Source organism: Bacteroides sp. 51, assembly GCF_010500965.1.
Taxonomy (GTDB): Bacteria; Bacteroidota; Bacteroidia; order Bacteroidales; family Bacteroidaceae; genus Bacteroides.
In genome coordinates, this window is record NZ_QVMI01000017.1 from 89,758 (window position 1) to 109,624 (window position 19,867).

General features: G+C 44.5%; 15 protein-coding genes. 12 read left to right on the top strand and 3 right to left on the bottom strand.

Going from position 1 to position 19,867, the window contains the following annotated elements; all coding sequences use genetic code 11:
• Nucleotides 1–6 precede the first annotated feature (6 nt).
• The 4 genes from D0T87_RS13745 (at nt 7) to D0T87_RS13760 (ending at nt 7,058) form a co-directional block, all read left to right on the top strand.
• Nucleotides 7–978, top strand: coding sequence for a MoxR family ATPase (locus D0T87_RS13745; RefSeq protein WP_163175709.1), 972 nt, complete (start codon nt 7–9; stop codon nt 976–978).
• Nucleotides 978–2,294 carry a DUF58 domain-containing protein gene (locus D0T87_RS13750; RefSeq protein ID WP_163175710.1) on the top strand — a complete coding sequence of 439 codons (1,317 nt, stop codon included), beginning with the start codon at nt 978–980 and terminating at the stop codon, nt 2,292–2,294. The genes D0T87_RS13745 and D0T87_RS13750 overlap by 1 nt, the downstream gene beginning before the upstream one ends.
• Before the next feature lie 1,256 nt (nt 2,295–3,550).
• Nucleotides 3,551–6,178 carry a valine--tRNA ligase gene (locus D0T87_RS13755; RefSeq protein ID WP_163175711.1) on the top strand — a complete coding sequence of 876 codons (2,628 nt, stop codon included), beginning with the start codon at nt 3,551–3,553 and terminating at the stop codon, nt 6,176–6,178.
• A 253-nt stretch (nt 6,179–6,431) separates the two neighbouring features.
• Nucleotides 6,432–7,058 (top strand): DUF4476 domain-containing protein, encoded by a 627-nt coding sequence (locus D0T87_RS13760; protein ID WP_163175712.1) that lies wholly within the window; start codon nt 6,432–6,434, stop codon nt 7,056–7,058.
• A gap of 291 nt (nt 7,059–7,349) precedes the next feature.
• Here D0T87_RS13760 and D0T87_RS13765 read toward each other — a convergent pair whose 3' ends face one another.
• Nucleotides 7,350–8,024 (bottom strand): hypothetical protein, encoded by a 675-nt coding sequence (locus tag D0T87_RS13765; protein ID WP_163175713.1) that lies wholly within the window; start codon nt 8,022–8,024, stop codon nt 7,350–7,352.
• Between the two features lie 154 nt (nt 8,025–8,178).
• Here D0T87_RS13765 and purB point away from each other — a divergent pair, with 154 nt between their 5' ends.
• From purB to tsf, 7 genes are all read left to right on the top strand, one after another.
• A complete protein-coding gene (gene purB / locus D0T87_RS13770; RefSeq protein ID WP_163175793.1) occupies nt 8,179–9,525 on the top strand; it encodes an adenylosuccinate lyase in 1,347 nt (448 codons plus the stop codon).
• A gap of 70 nt (nt 9,526–9,595) precedes the next feature.
• Nucleotides 9,596–11,098, top strand: a complete 1,503-nt coding sequence (locus D0T87_RS13775; RefSeq protein WP_163175714.1) for a pseudouridine synthase — start codon at nt 9,596–9,598, stop codon at nt 11,096–11,098.
• Between the two features lie 152 nt (nt 11,099–11,250).
• On the top strand, nt 11,251–12,678 hold the full coding sequence (gene asnS / locus D0T87_RS13780; protein WP_163175715.1) for an asparagine--tRNA ligase: 1,428 nt from the start codon (nt 11,251–11,253) through the stop codon (nt 12,676–12,678).
• A gap of 354 nt (nt 12,679–13,032) precedes the next feature.
• A complete protein-coding gene (gene rplM, locus D0T87_RS13785; protein WP_163175716.1) occupies nt 13,033–13,494 on the top strand; it encodes a 50S ribosomal protein L13 in 462 nt (153 codons plus the stop codon).
• 6 nt (nt 13,495–13,500) lie between these two features.
• The gene (gene rpsI / locus D0T87_RS13790; protein WP_163175717.1) at nt 13,501–13,887 is read left to right on the top strand and encodes a 30S ribosomal protein S9; all 387 of its coding nucleotides are present in this window, start codon (nt 13,501–13,503) and stop codon (nt 13,885–13,887) included.
• A 196-nt stretch (nt 13,888–14,083) separates the two neighbouring features.
• Nucleotides 14,084–14,920, top strand: a complete 837-nt coding sequence (rpsB, locus tag D0T87_RS13795; RefSeq protein WP_163175718.1) for a 30S ribosomal protein S2 — start codon at nt 14,084–14,086, stop codon at nt 14,918–14,920.
• A 146-nt stretch (nt 14,921–15,066) separates the two neighbouring features.
• On the top strand, nt 15,067–15,891 hold the full coding sequence (gene tsf, locus D0T87_RS13800) for a translation elongation factor Ts (RefSeq protein WP_163175719.1): 825 nt from the start codon (nt 15,067–15,069) through the stop codon (nt 15,889–15,891).
• 651 nt (nt 15,892–16,542) lie between these two features.
• Here tsf and D0T87_RS13805 read toward each other — a convergent pair.
• The gene (locus tag D0T87_RS13805) at nt 16,543–16,749 is read right to left on the bottom strand and encodes a hypothetical protein (protein WP_163175720.1); all 207 of its coding nucleotides are present in this window, start codon (nt 16,747–16,749) and stop codon (nt 16,543–16,545) included.
• A gap of 391 nt (nt 16,750–17,140) precedes the next feature.
• Here D0T87_RS13805 and ltrA point away from each other — a divergent pair, with 391 nt between their 5' ends.
• The gene (gene ltrA, locus D0T87_RS13810) at nt 17,141–18,481 is read left to right on the top strand and encodes a group II intron reverse transcriptase/maturase (protein ID WP_163175721.1); all 1,341 of its coding nucleotides are present in this window, start codon (nt 17,141–17,143) and stop codon (nt 18,479–18,481) included.
• Between the two features lie 110 nt (nt 18,482–18,591).
• On the opposite strand, the gene D0T87_RS13815 is transcribed toward ltrA, so the two are convergent.
• A complete protein-coding gene (locus D0T87_RS13815; protein WP_163175722.1) occupies nt 18,592–19,671 on the bottom strand; it encodes an IS110 family transposase in 1,080 nt (359 codons plus the stop codon).
• Nucleotides 19,672–19,867 lie beyond the last annotated feature (196 nt).

The window sequence follows — 19,867 nt, forward strand, 5'->3', positions numbered from 1 at the left end:
AAGATTATGGAAGAAACTACAGAAAGAACCGACTTGACACTCTTCTCGGAAAAGATGAAAGAGTTGAAGCAACAAATTGCTTCGGTTATTGTAGGGCAGGAGTGTACTGTGGACTTGGTGTTGACTACTATCCTGGCAAACGGACATGCCTTGTTGGAGGGTGTGCCGGGAGTGGCAAAGACGCTTTTGGCGCGTCTCACCTCTCGTCTGATAGATGCCGACTTCAGTCGTGTTCAGTTTACTCCCGACTTAATGCCTAGTGATGTGTTGGGGACTACTGTTTTCAATATGCAGACGAGTGCGTTTGATTTTCATCGCGGTCCCATCTTTGCCGATATGGTTTTGGTGGACGAGATAAACCGTGCGCCGGCTAAAACGCAGTCGGCCCTTTTTGAGGTAATGGAGGAACGCCAGATCACGATTGACGGCGCGACTTATAAAATGGGCGATCTGTACACCATTCTGGCTACTCAGAATCCGGTGGAGCAGGAAGGTACCTATAAATTGCCCGAAGCACAGTTGGACCGTTTCCTTGTGAAGATAACGATGGATTACCCTTCTCTGGAAGAAGAAATCAGTATCCTCGAACGCCATCATACGAATGCGAAGTTGGTTAAACTGGATGATATTCGGCCTGTGATTACGCGTGATGAGTTGTTGTCGCTCCGTAAACTTACGTCCAGTGTGTTTGTAGATCCTACGTTGTTGCGTTATATTGCTTTGATCATTCAGCAGACGCGCACCAGTAAGGCTGTTTTCCTCGGGGCTTCGCCCCGTGCGTCTGTGGCCATGTTGCAGGCGTCGAAGGCTTATGCGCTGTTGCAGGGACGTGACTTTGTGACGCCCGAAGATATTAAGTTTGTTGCTCCTTACGTGCTGCAACACCGTCTTATCTTGACTGCCGAGGCGGAAATGGAAGGATATTCTGCCATAAAAGTTACTCAACGGTTGATTGATAAAGTAGAGGTGCCTAAATAATGTTTCTGACGCGACGGTTTTACCTGTGTTCCGCCCTTATTATATTCATCCTTTGTGGTGGTTTTTTATGGGAGTCGTTGTTCCTGATGGGGCAACTCGCTCTTCTTGTCTTCGTTCTGGTTGTCATTTCCGAAGGCTGGATGCTTTACCGGACGAAGGGGATAACAGCCACCCGCCGCTGTGCCGAACGTTTCTCTAATGGCGACGATAATCTGGTGCGTATCCGGATAGAAAGTCGCTACCCATTTGCCGTGCAGCTGAGGGTGATTGATGAAATACCGGTCGTTTTTCAGGTGCGGGATATTAACTTTAAACTCTCACTGGGGAGCGCCGCATCTGGTAAAACGGTGGAGTATAAGTTGCGTCCTACCCGCCGGGGTGAGTATGGTTTTGGCCGGATCAGAGTCTTTGCTTCAACTTCATTGGGGCTGATGGAACGCCGTTTTACTTGTGGCGAGGCTGAAACGATTAAGGTTTATCCGTCTTACCTGATGTTGCACCGCTACGAACTTATGGCGATGAGCAATAATCTCACGGAGTTTGGTATTAAGAAGATACGTCGTATCGGCCATAATACGGAATTCGAGCAGATTAAAGAGTACGTAAAGGGCGATGATTATCGTACGATAAACTGGAAAGCCAGTGCCCGCCGGCATGCGTTGATGGTGAATGTATATCAGGACGAGCGCTCGCAGCAAATATACAATGTGATTGATAAAGGGCGTATGATGCAACAGGCTTTCAAAGGAATGACCTTGTTGGATTATGCCATTAACGCCTCGTTAGTGCTTTCTTACGTGGCTATTCATAAAGAAGATAAGGCGGGGCTTGTGACGTTTAACGAGCACTTTGATACTTTCCTCCCGGCTTCCCGGCAGAGTGGACAGATGCAAATGCTGCTCGAAGGGCTTTATAAACAGCAGACTTCTTTTGGCGAAACCGATTATTCATCGTTATGCGTACATCTGGGCAAACTCGTAAATAAACGAAGTTTCCTGATTCTTTATACCAACTTCGATAATATGGGAAGCATGAACCGTCAGCTCCCTTACCTGCAACAGTTGAATCGCCAGCACCGGCTATTGGTGGTTTTCTTTGAAGATGCCGAACTGAAAAAACTGATCTCTCGCCATGACCAGAAAGATACCGAAGGGTATTACCAACAGGTCATTTCCGAGAAGTTTGCCTTCGAAAAACGGTTGATCGTAAATACCTTGAAGCAACACGGAATCTATTCTTTATTAACTACACCCGAGAACCTGTCTATTGATGTGATCAACAAGTATCTCGAAATGAAAAGCCGGCAGTTGCTGTAATTGTTTTTTGATTTTCAAGAGGTCTTCTGTATTCCCGCATTCATGCGGTTTCTGGGATTGATGCAACGAAATTATATTTTTGATGCATCAAAAAATAATTTTCGTCGAATCAAAAATATTTTTTTGATGCATCATTTTTATCTCTCCTTTTTGGTTGTTGTGATATTTGGATGTTTGGCAGGGTTTGGGTAGTGTTATTTGGTTAAATCCTTCTTAATTTGTTTTACTCATTTTTGATTAGTTTTGATGCGATTCGTGACCAACCGCATGGGGTCAGCCGGAACGGCTGTTAATCTTGGTAGCCCGTTGCTTCAGCATCGGGTAGGCAAAGAACTACCACGTGCGTGCCGAAGGTACGCAATCTTGATCTCATTATCGCGTACCTTCGGCACGCAATCTGGGTACAGCGCCTNGCCTCGCTGCCCCGATGCTGAAGCAACGGGCTACCAAGATTAACAGCCGTTCCGGCTGAGCCATGCGGAGTCATTTCCACACCGTTTCACTCCTTTCCACCCCGTTACCCATCCAAACCTCACCCCGGCGAATTCACCCCGATACCTGTGTTCAATACGTCAAAGATCGTTTTCCGGGCCGGGACGTGCACTTCCCAATCCTTACTGAGAGCAAAGATACAACACCCAAAACAAACAAAGTTCCGCTCAAGTTCCGCTCAAGTTCCGCTCAAGTTCCGTTTCTGCTTTTGGCGTAAAAAGGTGAATTATTTACCCTGAAAAAGTCTCCATTCACTTTAAGTAACCTCCGTCTTCCGCCGCGAGAAAGTACCTCAACCACTCTGAGAAAGTTTCTTGTTTGCCGCGAGAAAGTACCTTAGGACCATTGTGCTATATAGCCCGACCCTCACGAGAAAGTTTACCGGCATCAACAAAAATAACGACTGCTACTACTGCTACTTTAGTAGTAGTAGTTTATTCTATTCTTATCTATTCTATTCTATTCTATTGTTCCATCGCTATCGGTAAGCGAAAACCCGTAATCAGCAGATATACAACAGATTACTGATTTCGCTTTTTTGCAAAAGACACTCCAACGACACTCCAACGAAGAGCAAACCACACTCAATTGAAGAGCAAACCACAACACAACCGAGTGCAAACCACAACACAACCGCGTTACTTTTCAACTCCGAACCTCTCATTATTCATATTATTATATTAATTTTGTACCCTTAAAATGTGAAGAACCTCGCGGCGGCACGTTGCCGCTGGCACGTTATCACCTTAAAAACTTAAATTAAAATGGAATTAGCAAGTAAGTACAACCCCGCAGACGTTGAGGGGAAGTGGTACCAGTATTGGATGCAGCACAAGTTGTTCAGTTCAAAACCCGATGGACGTGAGCCTTACACCATCGTCATACCGCCACCCAACGTCACCGGCGTCCTGCACATGGGACACATGCTTAATAATACCATTCAGGATATCCTCATTCGCCGCGCCCGTATGGAAGGCAAAAACGCCTGCTGGGTGCCCGGAACAGACCACGCCTCGATTGCAACCGAAGCCAAAGTGGTAAACAAACTCGCTGCACAAGGCATCAAAAAGACCGACCTCACTCGCGACGAGTTCCTTCGTCACGCCTGGGACTGGACCGAAGAACACGGCGGCATCATCCTCAAGCAACTCCGCCGCCTGGGCGCCTCGTGCGACTGGGACCGGACCGCCTTCACGATGGACGAAACCCGCAGCCAGAGCGTGCTCCGGGTATTCAACGACCTGCACGATAAAGGACTCATCTACCGCGGCGTACGCATGGTAAACTGGGACCCGCAGGCCCTCACTGCCGTGTCCGACGAAGAAGTGATCTACAAAGAAGAACACGGAAAACTATACTACCTCCGCTACCGCGTAGAGGGAGAAGACAGCTATGCCGTTGTAGCCACCACCCGCCCCGAAACCATCATGGGCGACGTGGCCATGTGTATCAACCCTAACGATCCGAAAAACCAACACCTCCGCGGAAAGAAAGTAATCGTTCCGTTGCTGAACCGTGTCATCCCAGTTATTGAAGACGAGTACGTAGACATCGAATTCGGTACCGGTTGCCTCAAAGTAACCCCCGCCCACGACGTTAACGACTATATGCTGGGCGAGAAATACAACCTCCCCATCATCGATATCTTCAACGACAACGGAACCATCAGCCCCGCCGGAGAACTTTACATCGGTATGGACCGCTTCGACGTTCGCAAGCAAATCGTAGCCGACCTCACCGCTGCCGGACTCATGGAAAAGGAAGAACCCTACACCAACAAAGTAGGCTACTCCGAGCGCACCAACGTAGTCATCGAGCCGAAACTCTCCATGCAATGGTTCCTCAAAATGGAACACCTGGCAGAGATCGCACTCAAGCCCGTTATGGACGATGAACTCAAGTTCTATCCCCCAAAATACAAGAACACCTACCGCCACTGGATGGAAAACATCAAAGACTGGAACATCAGTCGCCAACTCTGGTGGGGACACCGCATACCAGCCTGGTTCCTGCCCGAAGGCGGATACGTGGTAGCCATGACCGAACAAGAAGCCCTGGAAAAAGCCAAAGCCAAAACCGGCAACCCCAACCTGACCCTGGGCGATATCCGTCAAGACGAAGACTGCCTCGACACCTGGTTCTCCTCCTGGCTGTGGCCCATCTCCTTGTTCAACGGTATCCTCGATCCGGGCAATGAAGAAATGAAGTATTACTACCCAACCAGCGACCTGGTGACCGGTCCGGACATTATCTTCTTCTGGGTAGCCCGCATGATTATGGCCGGCTACGAATACGAAGGCGATATGCCCTTTCGCAACGTTTACTTCACCGGAATCGTGCGCGATAAGCAAGGTCGCAAAATGTCCAAATCATTGGGCAACTCGCCCGACCCCTTGGAACTGATCGACCGCTACGGAGCCGACGGTGTACGCATGGGCATGATGCTTTCCGCACCCGCCGGGAACGACATCCTCTTCGATGATGCCCTTTGCGAGCAGGGACGTAACTTCAACAACAAAATCTGGAACGCCTTCCGCCTCATCAAAGGATGGACCATTGACGAGCAAGCCGAGATCCCCGAAGCATCTAAACTGGCCACCCGCTGGTTCGAATCCATACAAAATAAAGTGGCTGTCGAAGTAACCGACCTATTCGGCAAGTACCGCCTGAGCGAAGCCCTGATGGCCGTCTACAAGCTATTCTGGGACGAATTCTCCTCCTGGTACCTCGAAATGATTAAACCTGCCTACGGACAAGGAATTGATCGTTCTACCTATGCCACAACCATCTGTTTCTTCGACAACCTGTTGAAGCTGCTCCACCCATTCATGCCCTTCATCACCGAAGAACTTTGGCAACAAATGTACGAGCGCGAAGAAGGCGAAAGCATCATGGTTCAACACCTGGGCATGGACACTTACGTAGACGAAGAAGTCGTTGCCGGATTCGATATGGCTAAAGAAGTCATCAGCAACATTCGTAACATCCGTTTGCATAAGAATATCGCTCAGAAAGAACCATTGGAGCTGCAAGTGGTAGGGCAGAATCCGGTAAGCTACTTCTCTGCGGCGATCACTAAAATGTGCAACCTGTCTGCCATAACCGTTGTTGAATCCAAAGCCGATGGTGCTGCGTCCTTCATGATCGGTACCACAGAATATGCTGTGCCACTGGGCAATATGATTGACGTGGAAGCAGAAATCGCCCGCATGGAAGCCGAACTCAAACATAAAGAAGGATTCCTGCAAGGCGTATTGAAGAAACTAAGCAACGAAAAGTTTGTAAACAACGCCCCCGCCGCTGTGCTCGATATGGAACGCAAAAAACAAGCCGATGCCGAAAGCATCATCAGCTCGCTCAAAGAAAGTATTGCAGCACTGCGGAAAGGCTAATATAATGGTGTAGGGGCGGGTGTCATAGCTCCACCCCCTGCCCCCGCCAGCGGGGGACAAGCGAGGCGCTTGACCCAGGTTCTCCTGCGGGTGGTGCGCAGCCTATCCCCCTTTGGAGGGGGTAGGGGGAGGAGTTATGACACACCCTCCTACAATACTCCTAAAATAGGGAAACTCCTAAAAAATAATAGTACTATCCATCCGCAAGAGGAATTATCTTTCCTTACTTTTGTCCTAATAAAACCAATGAAGTATGAGAAAGTATATCGTTCTTTTCTGTCTTTCACTCCTTGCATTATCCATGTATGCGGCATCCATATACGGGATACGCATTGAAAGTGATGGCCGTGATATGATTGTTTTTGTTGACGGACAGCAAGTCTGTACGCCAACCACCAGTTGCTTTATCGCCAATCTCAAGAGCGGACTTTATAAGATAGAAGTCTTTGAATCAGTACCTTCCCAACGCAAAGGCCCCGGAAGAACAGGAGAATTATTATTCAGAGATAGAATCTACTATAACGAATACACCATGAAGGATATATCCGTCAGGGGCAATAACTCCCACCACGCCTACCGCGATAACATCATGCCACCGGACACCTTTGCCCAGTTCCTCCGCTCACTGAAAGACCAGAACTTCGACGATAACCGGGATAAATTGCTTGCAACAACCATGGTCACCTCCGACTTTACATCAGAGCAATACATCGAAATGGCTAAGATTTATACCTTCGATAAAGGGAAAATCAATATGATGAAAACCGTGTATCCACGAATAGTAGATAAACAGAACTTCTTTATGGTGATCGAAACCTTGACATTCAAGATGGATAAGGATCAAATACATGAGTTCGTGAAGGAGTATCACCAGCGTTAGAATGGCTTTGGTTATCTACTTTCTATACCTCTAAATGTTATTAAGTTAAGCCTTTTGGGAGGGGTTTAAGTATTTCTGATTGGTTTTGATGTAAATCGCTCCCACCACCCCGCTCTTTGGGTACTCCTCCTCTAGGAGGAGAGTTCGATGCCGCATGGTCTATTTATCATGGTTGCGCAGCCAAACTCCCCTCCTGCCCGGAGGGGTGCCCAAAGAGCGGGGTGGTGGGAGCAATATATTCATTCCCAATCCATTTTAACTTAATTTGCATGCCGAACCACACCCTCTTATTTATTCAACCTTCGACATCAAATTACTTTTGACTAAAAAATACTTCACCCGCTCATCCAGATACTTCTTATACTCCTCTTCCAGAAAGTTTAAAGCCGCAGGGCTAAACTCCTCCTTGCTCTTGGGCGATTTGAACTTCTTAAGCTTATGCAATAAATCTCCCCCCAGGTTATAATATTCCAGTTCCTGCCCGTTCGAAGTCCGGTATGCATAAAACGTTATTGTGGTAAAAAGATGTGCATGATTATGTCTGGTATATAACCCATTCGTATTCTCGGCTATAACTACTTGCCATTCGGGAGGAATCTCCTGATTGCGTATAAATATGATGATATCAAATTCCTGGTCCACCGTTTTAGTCCACTTCCGCAATTTCCGGCCTATTCCCCCATCAAAGAAACCAATCGACCGGCCCTTCAGAGAGTCCGGAAGCTCTACCATTTCAACAACATACTTCGCGCCCAGATACGACTCAAGCTTTTGTAAAACCTCCCCTTTAACATCCACATGAATGGGCAAATCTTTTGTAAAGTTCGTGAAAGCAGTAAGTCCGACATATTGGTAGGTCAACGTCGTATCCGCATCAAATACAATTCCGATCTTATTCGTCTGAGCCTTTACAGCCGGTAAAGAAAGGAATATAAGCAAGAAGGTTAGTATACATCCATTCTTCATAGTACATCGATTTTATGCAAGATAGAAAAGTTTTTTCAGATATTACTTTTTATGCTTCTTTTTAACTCTGCGGCGCGAACTTTCTGCCATTCAATCTCTGTTTATTCAGATAAAAGCGTTAAATTTGCAATCTTGAAATTTTCTTTATACAATGATGGAATTGAATACACTTACCGCCATATCTCCTATTGACGGTCGATATAGAGGAAAAGCAGAAGCGTTGGCCGCTTTTTTTTCCGAATATGCATTGATTAAATATCGTGTACAAGTAGAAGTAGAATACTTTATAGCACTGTGCGAACTGCCTTTGCCTCAACTGCAAGATATAAATAAAGATGTTTATGAAGCACTGCGCAATGTTTATCGCAATTTCAGTGAGCAAGATGCCCAACGCATCAAAGAAATAGAAAGCGTAACCAACCATGACGTAAAAGCTGTCGAGTACTTCCTGAAAGAAGTATTCGACAAACTGGGCGGCATGGAAAAATATAAAGAGTTCATCCATTTCGGACTGACCTCGCAGGATATTAACAATACATCCGTTCCATTGTCTTTGAAAGAAGCCCTGGAAGATGTATACTATCCGTTACTTGAAGAAATCATAGCCAAACTTAACGCCTACGCCAATGAATGGGCCAATGTACCAATGCTTGCCAAGACACACGGACAGCCGGCTTCTCCTACCCGTTTAGGTAAAGAAATCATGGTATTCGCCTATCGCCTGGAAACCCAATTCCGGGAGTTGAAGAAATGCGTGGTTACAGCCAAATTCGGTGGCGCTACGGGTAACTTCAACGCCCACCATGTGGCCTATCCGCAGTACGATTGGAAAACCTTTGGAAATGATTTCGTAAAGAACAACCTGGGACTAACCCGCGAAGGATATACCACCCAGATATCCAATTACGATTCATTGGCCGCCGTATTTGATGCCATGAAACGCATCAATACCATTATGATTGATATGAATCGCGACTTCTGGCAGTATATCTCTATGGAGTACTTCAAGCAAAAAATTAAAGCCGGAGAAGTAGGCTCAAGTGCTATGCCTCACAAGGTAAACCCCATCGACTTTGAAAATGCCGAAGGAAATCTCGGCATAGCCAATGCCATACTCGAGCACCTCGCCTCTAAACTTCCGGTATCACGTTTACAGCGCGACCTGACAGACTCGACCGTATTGCGCAACGTAGGTGTTCCTTTCGGACACATCGTTATTGCCATACAAAGTTCGTTGAAAGGACTCGGAAAATTATTGCTCAACGAAGCAGCTATATATAATGATTTGGATAATTGTTGGAGTGTTGTGGCCGAAGCCATTCAGACTATTCTTCGCAGAGAAGGATATCCAAATCCGTATGAAGCATTAAAAGCCTTAACCCGTACCAACGAAGCAATCAATGAAAAATCGATAAAAGCGTTTATCGAAGGGCTGGATGTGAATGAAAACATTAAAAAAGAATTGAGGGCTATTACTCCCCATACCTATACCGGAGTATAATAAGCCTAGATAATAGGTATTTGTAAACGGCCGTGAGGCCATATTTATAATTTTATTCGAATAAAAAGTTATGAGTACAGAAGAAAATGAAACTTGGCGTGACAACAACTCTACAGAAGAAAATAGAGACGCCAGCCGTGATGGTAACAGAACCTACAACCGAGACGGATACAACCGTCGGGATGACAATCGGCCTTCTTACAACAGAGAGGGTGGCTACAATCGCGAAGGAGGATACCAGAACCGTTCATACGGTGATCGTCCGCAACGACCTGCCTACAACAGATATGGTAATAATGACCGTGGGGGCTACAGCTCAGACCGTCCGCAACGTCCTTATAACCGTGATGAAAACCGTACGCCTTACAATCGCGAAGGTGGTGGTGATCGCCCATATCGTCCACGTTTTAATCCGAACGACGGCGGTGAACGTCCTCGTTTCAACCGTGAAGATGGCGAACAACGTCCACGCTTCAATCGCGAAGGTGGTGAACGTCCACGCTTCAACCGTGAAGACGGAGGCGAACGTCCACGCTTTAATCGCGAAGATGGCGGACAACGCTCGTATGGTAGCAACTCGTATGGCGAACGTCGTCCATATAACCAGGACAGACCAACATGGAGAAATAATGACGGTGGAGACAGACCACGCTACAATAATAACCGCCCTTCGGGTGGAGGATACGGTGGCGGATATAATAATAATAGAGGTGGAGGAGATCGTCCATACCGCCCTAGATTCCAGAATGATAGACCCCAGGGTGGCTTCCGTCCTCGTTCAAATGATTATGATCCGAATGCTAAATATTCCGTTAAGAAACAAATTGAATATAAAGAACAATTCGTTGATCCGGACGAACCAATCCGCTTGAATAAATTCCTTGCCAATGCCGGTGTTTGCTCACGTCGCGAGGCCGATGAATTTATCACAGCCGGAGTAGTGCGCGTAAATGATGAAGTTGTAACCGAATTGGGTACAAAAATCAAGCGTAGCGATGTGGTGAAGTTTCATGATGAAGCTGTTAGCATTGAACGGAAAACATATATATTATTGAACAAACCTAAAGATTGTGTAACCACTTCGGACGATCCGCAAGACCGCAAGACCGTAATGGACTTGGTGAAGGGTGCTTGTAGCGAGCGTATCTATCCCGTAGGACGTCTTGACCGTAACACAACAGGAGTTCTTTTGCTTACTAACGATGGAGATCTGGCGTCTAAGCTGACTCATCCGAAGTTCCTGAAGAAAAAAATCTATCATGTAACAACGGATAAGAATGTAACCAGAGCTGAAATGGATCAAATTGCAGCAGGCGTTACATTAGATGACGAGGTGATTCAGGTAGATGCCATCAGCTACACAGATGATATGAAGCGTAATTCAATCGGTATTGAAATACACTCAGGGCAAAATCGTGTAGTACGCCGTATCTTCGAAGCCGTAGGCCATAGAGTGATTAAACTAGACCGCGTTTATTTTGCAGGGCTTACCAAGAAAGGTCTGAGACGTGGCGACTGGCGCTATCTGACCGAAAGAGAAGTGAACTTCTTGCGAATGGGGTCATTTAGTTAATTTACAATTAAACAATTTACGATTGGAGTAACAATGTAAGTCTAAATATTAACAACATTCACGATTCATAGGCTTTACGATTTATGATTGATATTACATAGTAACTTCAATCGTAAATCGTAAATCTTTAATTAGTCAATAAACAAAGCATTATGGAAAAGATTAGTAGAACAAAGATCGCAGACTTGCTCGCATATGAGGAGTTTGGCATGAAAGTAAATGTGAAAGGCTGGGTACGCACCCGTAGAGGTAGTAAACAAGTGAATTTCATCGCACTTAATGATGGTTCTACAATAAATAATATACAGGTTGTTGTTGACTTGGAGAACTTCGATGAGGAAATGCTGAAACTGATCACTACCGGTGCTTGTATTAGTGTAAACGGTACGTTGATTGAATCCGTTGGCTCGGGTCAGAGTGCAGAAGTCCAGGCGTTGGAAATTGAAGTGCTCGGAGCATGCGATAATACCTATCCTTTGCAGAAGAAAGGGCATTCTCTGGAATTCCTACGTGAGGTGGCTCATCTGCGTCCGCGTACCAATACGTTTGGTGCTGTATTCCGTATTCGTCACCACATGGCAATGGCTATCCATCGCTTCTTCCACGAAAGAGGATTCTTTTATTTTCATACTCCGCTCATCACAGGTTCAGACTGCGAAGGTGCCGGACAAATGTTCCAGGTGACTACCCTGAACCTTTACGATACAAAGAAAGACGAGCTGGGAGCTATTGACTATAAAGAAGATTTCTTTGGCAGGCAAACCAGCCTGACTGTATCCGGTCAGCTTGAAGGCGAGTTGGCGGCTATGGCTTTAGGAGCAATCTATACTTTTGGTCCTACTTTCCGTGCCGAAAACTCCAATACTCCCCGGCACTTGGCTGAGTTCTGGATGATCGAACCGGAGGTTGCCTTCAATGAAATAGAAGAAAACATGGATCTGGCCGAAGACTTTATTAAATATTGTCTGCAATGGGCTTTAGATAACTGTATGGACGATATCCAGTTCCTGAACGGAGCAAGAAAGCACCTGTACAAGAACGAAGAAGTTGACGACCTGGTTGAACGCCTGAAATTCATCTTAGATAACAAATTTATCCGCTTGGCTTACACCGAAGGAGTCGAAATCCTCGAAAAGGCTGTGGCAAATGGTCATAAGTTTGAATTCCCTATTTTCTGGGGAGCCGACCTGGCATCGGAACATGAACGCTATCTGGTTGAAAACCACTTTAAGTGTCCTGTTATCCTGACTGATTATCCGAAAGAAATCAAATCATTCTATATGAAGCAGAATGAAGATGGAAAAACGGTTCGGGCAATGGATGTGCTTTTCCCGAAAATCGGAGAAATCATCGGTGGCTCTCAGCGTGAAGAAGATTACGAAAAGCTGAACCGTCGCGCTCAGGAAATGAATGTGCCAACCAAAGATATCTGGTGGTATCTGGATACCCGTCGTTTCGGAACAGCGCCACACTCAGGGTTTGGTCTGGGATTTGAACGCTTATTGTTGTTCGTAACCGGAATGACAAATATTCGTGACGTAATACCTTTCCCACGTACGCCGAATAATGCAGAGTTCTAATATATAAGGAATAATATTTATTAAGCCGCGGATTTCGCGGATTTCACGGATTTAAGAGCGCGGATTTAATTTAATATTATCCGTGGTATTTTAATCCGTGTAATCCGCGAAATCCGCGGCAAATTTATAATCCACTGCAGGATTATAGCTTTTATAGTGATGCCTGGTGGTGGACATCACCGCCAAAAAGAAAAGGAAAATGTTTGCGGTTTGCAAGAAAAGCACTACCTTTGCAAGCCGATTATTATCAAAAATTGATAAAAGATTAATTCATAGCGATTTAGCGTCCCTTTGTCCGGGGGAAACTAAAGAGTGGTGAAGAATTTAGTAGTAACAATTAAAAAAAATTTTAGAGTGGATACTTTAAGTTACAAGACCATTTCTGCAAACAAAGAAACAGCAACTAAAGAATGGGTTGTTGTTGATGCTACCGATCAGGTATTAGGCCGTCTCGGTACAAAAGTTGCGAAATTATTGAGAGGAAAGTACAAACCAAACTTTACTCCTCACGTAGACTGCGGTGACAATGTGATCATCATCAACGCAGACAAAGTTAAATTAACTGGAAACAAATGGAATGACAGAGTATACTTGTCATATACAGGTTACCCAGGTGGTCAGAGAGAAATGACTCCTGCTCGTTTGCAGTCAAGACCTAACGGCGATGATAAATTGCTGAGAAAAGTAGTAAAGGGTATGCTTCCTAAGAACAAATTAGGTGCTAAATTGCTTGGAAACATGTACGTATACGCTGGAGGCGAACACAAACATGCTGCGCAGAACCCTAAAACAATTGATTTAAACTTACTTAAATAAGAGATAATGGAAGTAGTAAACGCATTAGGTAGACGTAAAAGCGCGATCGCTCGCATATATGTTAGCGAAGGTACCGGAAAAATTACTATCAATAAGAGAGATCTTACTCAGTATTTCCCTTCTTCTATCCTTCAATATGTTGTGAAACAACCATTGAACAAGATTGGTGCTGCTGAGAAATATGATATTAAAGTAAACTTGTGTGGTGGTGGTTTCACTGGTCAGTCACAAGCTTTACGCTTAGCTATCGCCCGTGCATTGGTGAAAATCAATCCGGAAGATAAATCAGCTCTTCGTGCAGAAGGCTTCATGACCCGCGACCCACGTGCTGTGGAACGTAAAAAACCAGGTCAGCCAAAAGCTCGTAAGAGATTCCAGTTCAGTAAACGCTGATCTCATTTACGATTTAGATATTTACGATTTACGATTGAAGTTTCAATTATAACACTTATAAATCGTCTAATAGTAAATCGTCCAATCGTAAATAACCTCGTTTAGTATCTAAACTACTGAGACCCTACAATGGCTACTCGGCAGTTGGTTTAGAAAAACAAAAAAGAAAGTAAACAAATTATTAAAAGAAAAAACAATGTCAAGAACTAATTTTGATACATTACTGGAAGCCGGTTCACACTTCGGACACCTTAAAAGAAAGTGGAACCCTGCAATGGCTCCTTATATCTTCATGGAACGCAATGGTATTCATATCATTGACCTCCACAAAACTGTAGCTAAAGTTGACGAAGCAGCTGATGCTTTGAAACAAATCGCTAAATCGGGCAAAAAAGTACTTTTTGTTGCTACTAAAAAACAAGCTAAGCAAGTTGTAGCTGATAAAGCTGCGGCTGTAAATATGCCTTATGTTATCGAACGCTGGCCAGGTGGTATGCTAACTAACTTCCCTACTATTCGTAAGGCAGTGAAGAAAATGGCTACTATCGACAAATTGACTAACGACGGTACATATTCAAATCTTTCTAAGAGAGAAGTTCTTCAGATTTCACGTCAGCGTGCTAAACTGGAAAAGAACTTAGGATCAATTGCAGACCTTACCCGTTTGCCTTCTGCTCTTTTCGTTATTGACGTAATGAAAGAACACATCGCTGTTCGCGAAGCTAACCGTTTGGGTATTCCTGTATTCGGTATCGTTGATACGAACTCAGATCCTTCAAACATCGACTTCATAATTCCTGCAAATGACGACGCTACAAAATCAATCGAGGTAATCCTTGGTGCTTGTTGCGATGCCATCTCAGAAGGTCTTGAAGAAAGAAAAGCTGAAAAGATTGATATGGAAGCTGCAGGTGAAGCTCCTGCTACTAAAGGCAAAAGAAAATCAACCAAAGCAAGACTCGATAAGTCTGACGAGGAAGCATTGAACGCTGCTAAAGCTGCTGCTTTCGTGAAAGAAGACGAAGAGGCTTAATATATAATTGAGAATTGAAAATTGAGAATTGAGAATTGAAGTATCCGGTTTTAGGAGCTTCTATATGATTCTCAATTTACAATATTCAATTCTCAATTTTTGATTTAGAATAATCTATAATTCAATAATAAGAAAGGAAAAATACTATGGCTGTTACTATGGCTGAAATCACCCACTTGCGTAAAATGACAGGTGCGGGTATGATGGACTGCAAAAACGCTTTGACTGAAGCAGAAGGCGATTTCGATAAAGCAGTAGAAATTATTCGTAAAAAAGGACAAGCTGTTGCTGCAAAACGTTCTGATCGTGATGCTGCAGAAGGTTGTGTGTTGGCAAAGAGCGAAGGCGAATTTGCAGCGGTTATCGCTTTGAAATGCGAAACTGACTTCGTTGCTAAAAACGCAGACTTCGTTGCTTTGACACAAGAAATCCTTGATATGGCTATCGCTAACCAATCGGCTGATATGGATGCAGTAAACGCTTTTCCTATGGGTAAAGGAACTGTTGCTGATGCAGTTGTTGACCGTAGCGGTATCACTGGTGAGAAAACAGAATTGGATGGTTACGGATTCGTAAAAGGCGCTACTACAGTGGCTTATATCCACCCGGGAAATAAACTGGCTACTATCGTTGCTCTTAGCCAAGCTGGTATTGATACTCAGGTTGCTCGTGACGTAGCTATGCAGGTTGCTGCAATGAATCCTATCGCTATCGACAGAGCAAGCGTTCCTGCTGATGTGATTGCAAAAGAAAAGACAGTTGCTGCAGAAAAAGCACGTGAAGAAGGCAAACCAGAGAATATGCTTGAAAAGATCGCAGAAGGTCGTATCGGTAAGTTCTACAAAGAAGTTTGTTTGTTGGAACAAGAATTCGTAAAAGATCCTAAGCAAACTATCGCTCAATACCTTGATGGTGTAAGCAAAGGTTTAACTGTAACAGATTTCAAACGTTTCACTTTGAACGCTGACTAATCTGATTAGTACAATAATAACTTAAAAAGCCGTGTGGTCAATGACTGCACGGCTTTTTAGGTTATTATTGTAGGGTTTTGAGTATTTCTAATAACGTAAATTCAATATAAAAATCACCCATCTAATCTATCTGTAAGGCTGAAAGCCTGTTAGATTTAGCCTAGGGTCAGTGAGCGGAGTGAACGCAGCCCTAGGGCGGTGAGCCACCGCGGGCAAAGAGCTCTGAAAGAGCGGTATACAAGACAAATATCTTTATATATCGTGCTTTCAGCACTCCTCGCTGCGGCACGTTGCCACCCTGGGGCTGCGGTCGCTCCGCTCCCGGACCCCAGGCTTCTATGTTGTAAACCAAATACAAAGAGTTTATTTTAAGTTCTTTTATATATTGTATTATCTTTGTAATCAAGGTGTTGAAGAGGACGCAAGCTCTGCTGGGGAGCAACTTGCCAGCAATAAACACCCTGCATTACACTGTAATGTTTATAATTGGACAGTTCATTTATTGGGCTGTCCTTTCCTCATTACAGGCATTGCCTTATGGCTAAGAAAACCCATCGTTTAGTTAGCCTCTACTTTCAGAACCCGTAAAACAACCTTCTATCAGCGAACTATCTCGCATATCCTTTTTTCAGTTTACGGCATACAAGAGCGTCACAGACTAATTGTGCCTACGCAAGCTGTATCTAAAATGATGGTCTTAGCTAAGCTGTCTTGGCCGGCATTAGAATACCGGTATGGAAGTTTAGCTAAGAATTGATCCATCGGCAGGGAGTTTTCAGGTACACCTGCCAAACCGCTCCACGGTGCTCTGCCTTCACGGTATGGGTGTTGAACGGTTGGAGAAAAGGGAGTTGTCATAGACTTTCAGGTGTGAGTATAGGAGCTGAATGTGAATGAACCACTGATGAAGTATCGAAAGAACAAACGTTTACCACGAAAACCTACGGTTTTTAGTCGCTGTAGGGACAAGTGCAAGAGTGACACCTGTATATACTGCTTGCATCGTGTACGGTGTAAAGGTGGCAGGACCTATACTTAGGTTTAGATACGGAAGTAGGGAAGCAGGTAAGTAATGTTAATCGAAAAGACACAAGCGGGCAAACACTGCGAGGTCGAAAGTAGAGATGTACTTATCTGTGGCGGATGAAGCCGTAGTAGTGTTGATGGCTTTCGAAAGTTAGCCGGAGCAAAGGGCTTCACGTAATGGTCTTATTATTGTATAACAACTGAAACTCAAAAAGAAGTAAGGATGATTTTTGACACTAAGACAAGAACACAGCCGATTAGCAAAGAGGCTGTCTGGGGAGCGTGGAAACATGTTCGTCGAGGCAGTCGCGGCAATGGTGGCGTGGATAGGGTTAGCGCTGATATGATCAACGCTAATCCCCGCAAATACCTTTACCCTTTGTGGAATCGGCTTGCCAGTGGCAGTTATATGCCCTCTGCGGTCCTAGAGGTGGGTATTCCCAAGTCTGACGGCACGCGCCGTATGCTTGGTATCCCCACGCTTTGCGACCGTGTTGCGCAGGAGGTTATCCGTCGGGAGCTGGAAGAAATTGTGGAACCTTTATTCCATCCCAGTTCTTTTGGATATCGTCCGTGCAGAAGTGCTTTTGATGCACTCAATCAATGCGCTAAATACAGTTGGGAGAGATGGTACGTTGTTGATTTGGATATCAAAGGTTTCTTTGATAACATCGACCACGAGGTAATGATGAGCATCCTTGGGAAGTATACCGACAAGAAACATATCCTCTTGTATTGTTCCCGTTGGTTACAGGCGCCCCTACTCAAACGTTCCTGCAATAAGTTGGTAAAACGCGAGAAAGGCACTCCTCAGGGTGGCGTTATCAGTCCGTTACTATCTAATTTGTTTCTACATGAAGTATTCGACAAATGGATGCAGGAGTTCCATTCTATTATGGTTTTCGAGCGGTATTGTGATGACATTGTCATTCACACCCGCAGTTTAGAGCAGTCCTACTTTATACTTAACGCAGTCAGGAATCGATTCAAGCAGCACCATCTGTCGTTGAATGAGGATAAGACCAAAATCGTATATTGTGATCGTCATGCCCGTTTCCATAAAGAATCCAAGGACGTTCCCTGCTCATTCGACTTTCTGGGTTATACGTTCAAACCTCGCAAGTGCGCTAAAGGCAACGGTGAGCTGTTCTGGGGCTTCGGTCCTGCTATCAGCATCAAGAGCCAAAGCCGTATTCTGCAGTATCTTAAGAGTTTGGAAATAACGCAGCATACTGAACTTAGTTTAAAACAAGTTGCTACCCTGTTGCGCCCGAAACTCCTTGGATGGATACACTACTACGGTAGGCATCGTCTGAAAGCTATGAACCGGGTGTTTCAGGCATTAAACCACCGGTTGATCCGGTTCTTGCAAAAGAAGCATAAGTTCACCAGTTACTTTCGTTGCAAGCGTCGTTTGTGTTGGATTACCGAACATTTTCCTAATCTGTTCGTACACTGGCAGTATGGTTTTACTGTTTCTATGGCAATCAGGAAGCAGAAGGGGAACCTGGTGTTCTTTTACGAAGAGCCGTATGATGGGAGACTATCACGTACGGTTCCGTGAGAAGCTAAGGGTGAAATTCCCTTGGTTTACTCGACGATAATGCCGATTTTCGGCAGTCCTGGGGAAATGCTCACTCTTTAATAGTTAATTGCTTTACGGGTATATTCTTTTTATTGTACCACTCCACTTACATATTCAGTTTTATTTTTTAGTACATAATATATTCGATTACATAATTTTCTGGCTATACGAATAATAGCTTTGTTCTCATCCATTCTTTTACGAAGCTGCCCGTATTTTAAAGCTAAGGCCGGGTCGTTACGCATAGCTATCCAGGCGCATTCAGTCAGGATGCCTCGTAATTCTTTGGGAGCCCTCTTGGTAATCCTCCCATTGATCTGTTTTTCTCCTGTTGAATGAGACGTAGGAACAAATCCCATGAAAGAGGCAAACTTATCCCGGTTTTCAAAACGATGGATATTCTCAATGTTAACCAGCAGATGCATACCACTTAGCAAACCTATACCGCAAACACTTCGCAGGTATTTCATATCCTCATGATAAGCCGCTGTGCGGGATAACTCACGGATCTTTCGTAATATCACCAATTGTTGACCCCTCTTTCTTTCATATTCTTCCAATAGAAGCTCAAAGGCCGGCTTTGAAATCTCACCTGAAGGAAGAACTGTGTTTTTAAGCCAGGTCATAAAAGCTCTCGACCAATTACTACTTCTTTCCAGTTCCGCAGGAATAACAATACCGTAATAGTGGAGCATTCCTTTGATCCGGTTCTTCAGACGGGTCATATCTGTAACCCATGAGCTACGTAAACGCATAAGCGAACGGTCATGAAGGGTCTCCTGTTGATGGATGTAAATACCCGATAGCTCGCCAGCACGTAAGGAACGAGCCAACTTGGAGGCATCAACTGCGTCTGTCTTACGTTCACGCTCTTTGCCATTACAGGGCACATCAGAAGGATTCACTACAATGTTTTTTACACCTAATTCGGTTAACCGGTTATGAATCCAAAGACCACAAAAACCGGCTTCATAGACCGAATGATAACTACCACCAGGATAATGATCACGCAAATGGGAAACTAACTGCACAGGATCCGCAGGACCATTATAGCCTTTCAAAACCAAGGTATCCGTCATGATGGATATAGACCAACTTTTTTTGTGCACATCTATTCCTACATAAATGTTTTCACCATCGAAATTTAATGAGTTTCTTTGTAATAGCATAGGCTTTGAGTTTTTTTATTTGTAATATTGACATTCTAAATATACAAAACTCTTTGCTTATGCTATCTTCGACAGCGACACTTTACAAACATAAGGACTAAATATTACAGGCTTTCAGCCTTACAGATACATTTTTTTACTTTATCTCTTATATAGAACTCACGTTAATTTCTAATGAATTAATTTATTTGGTTTA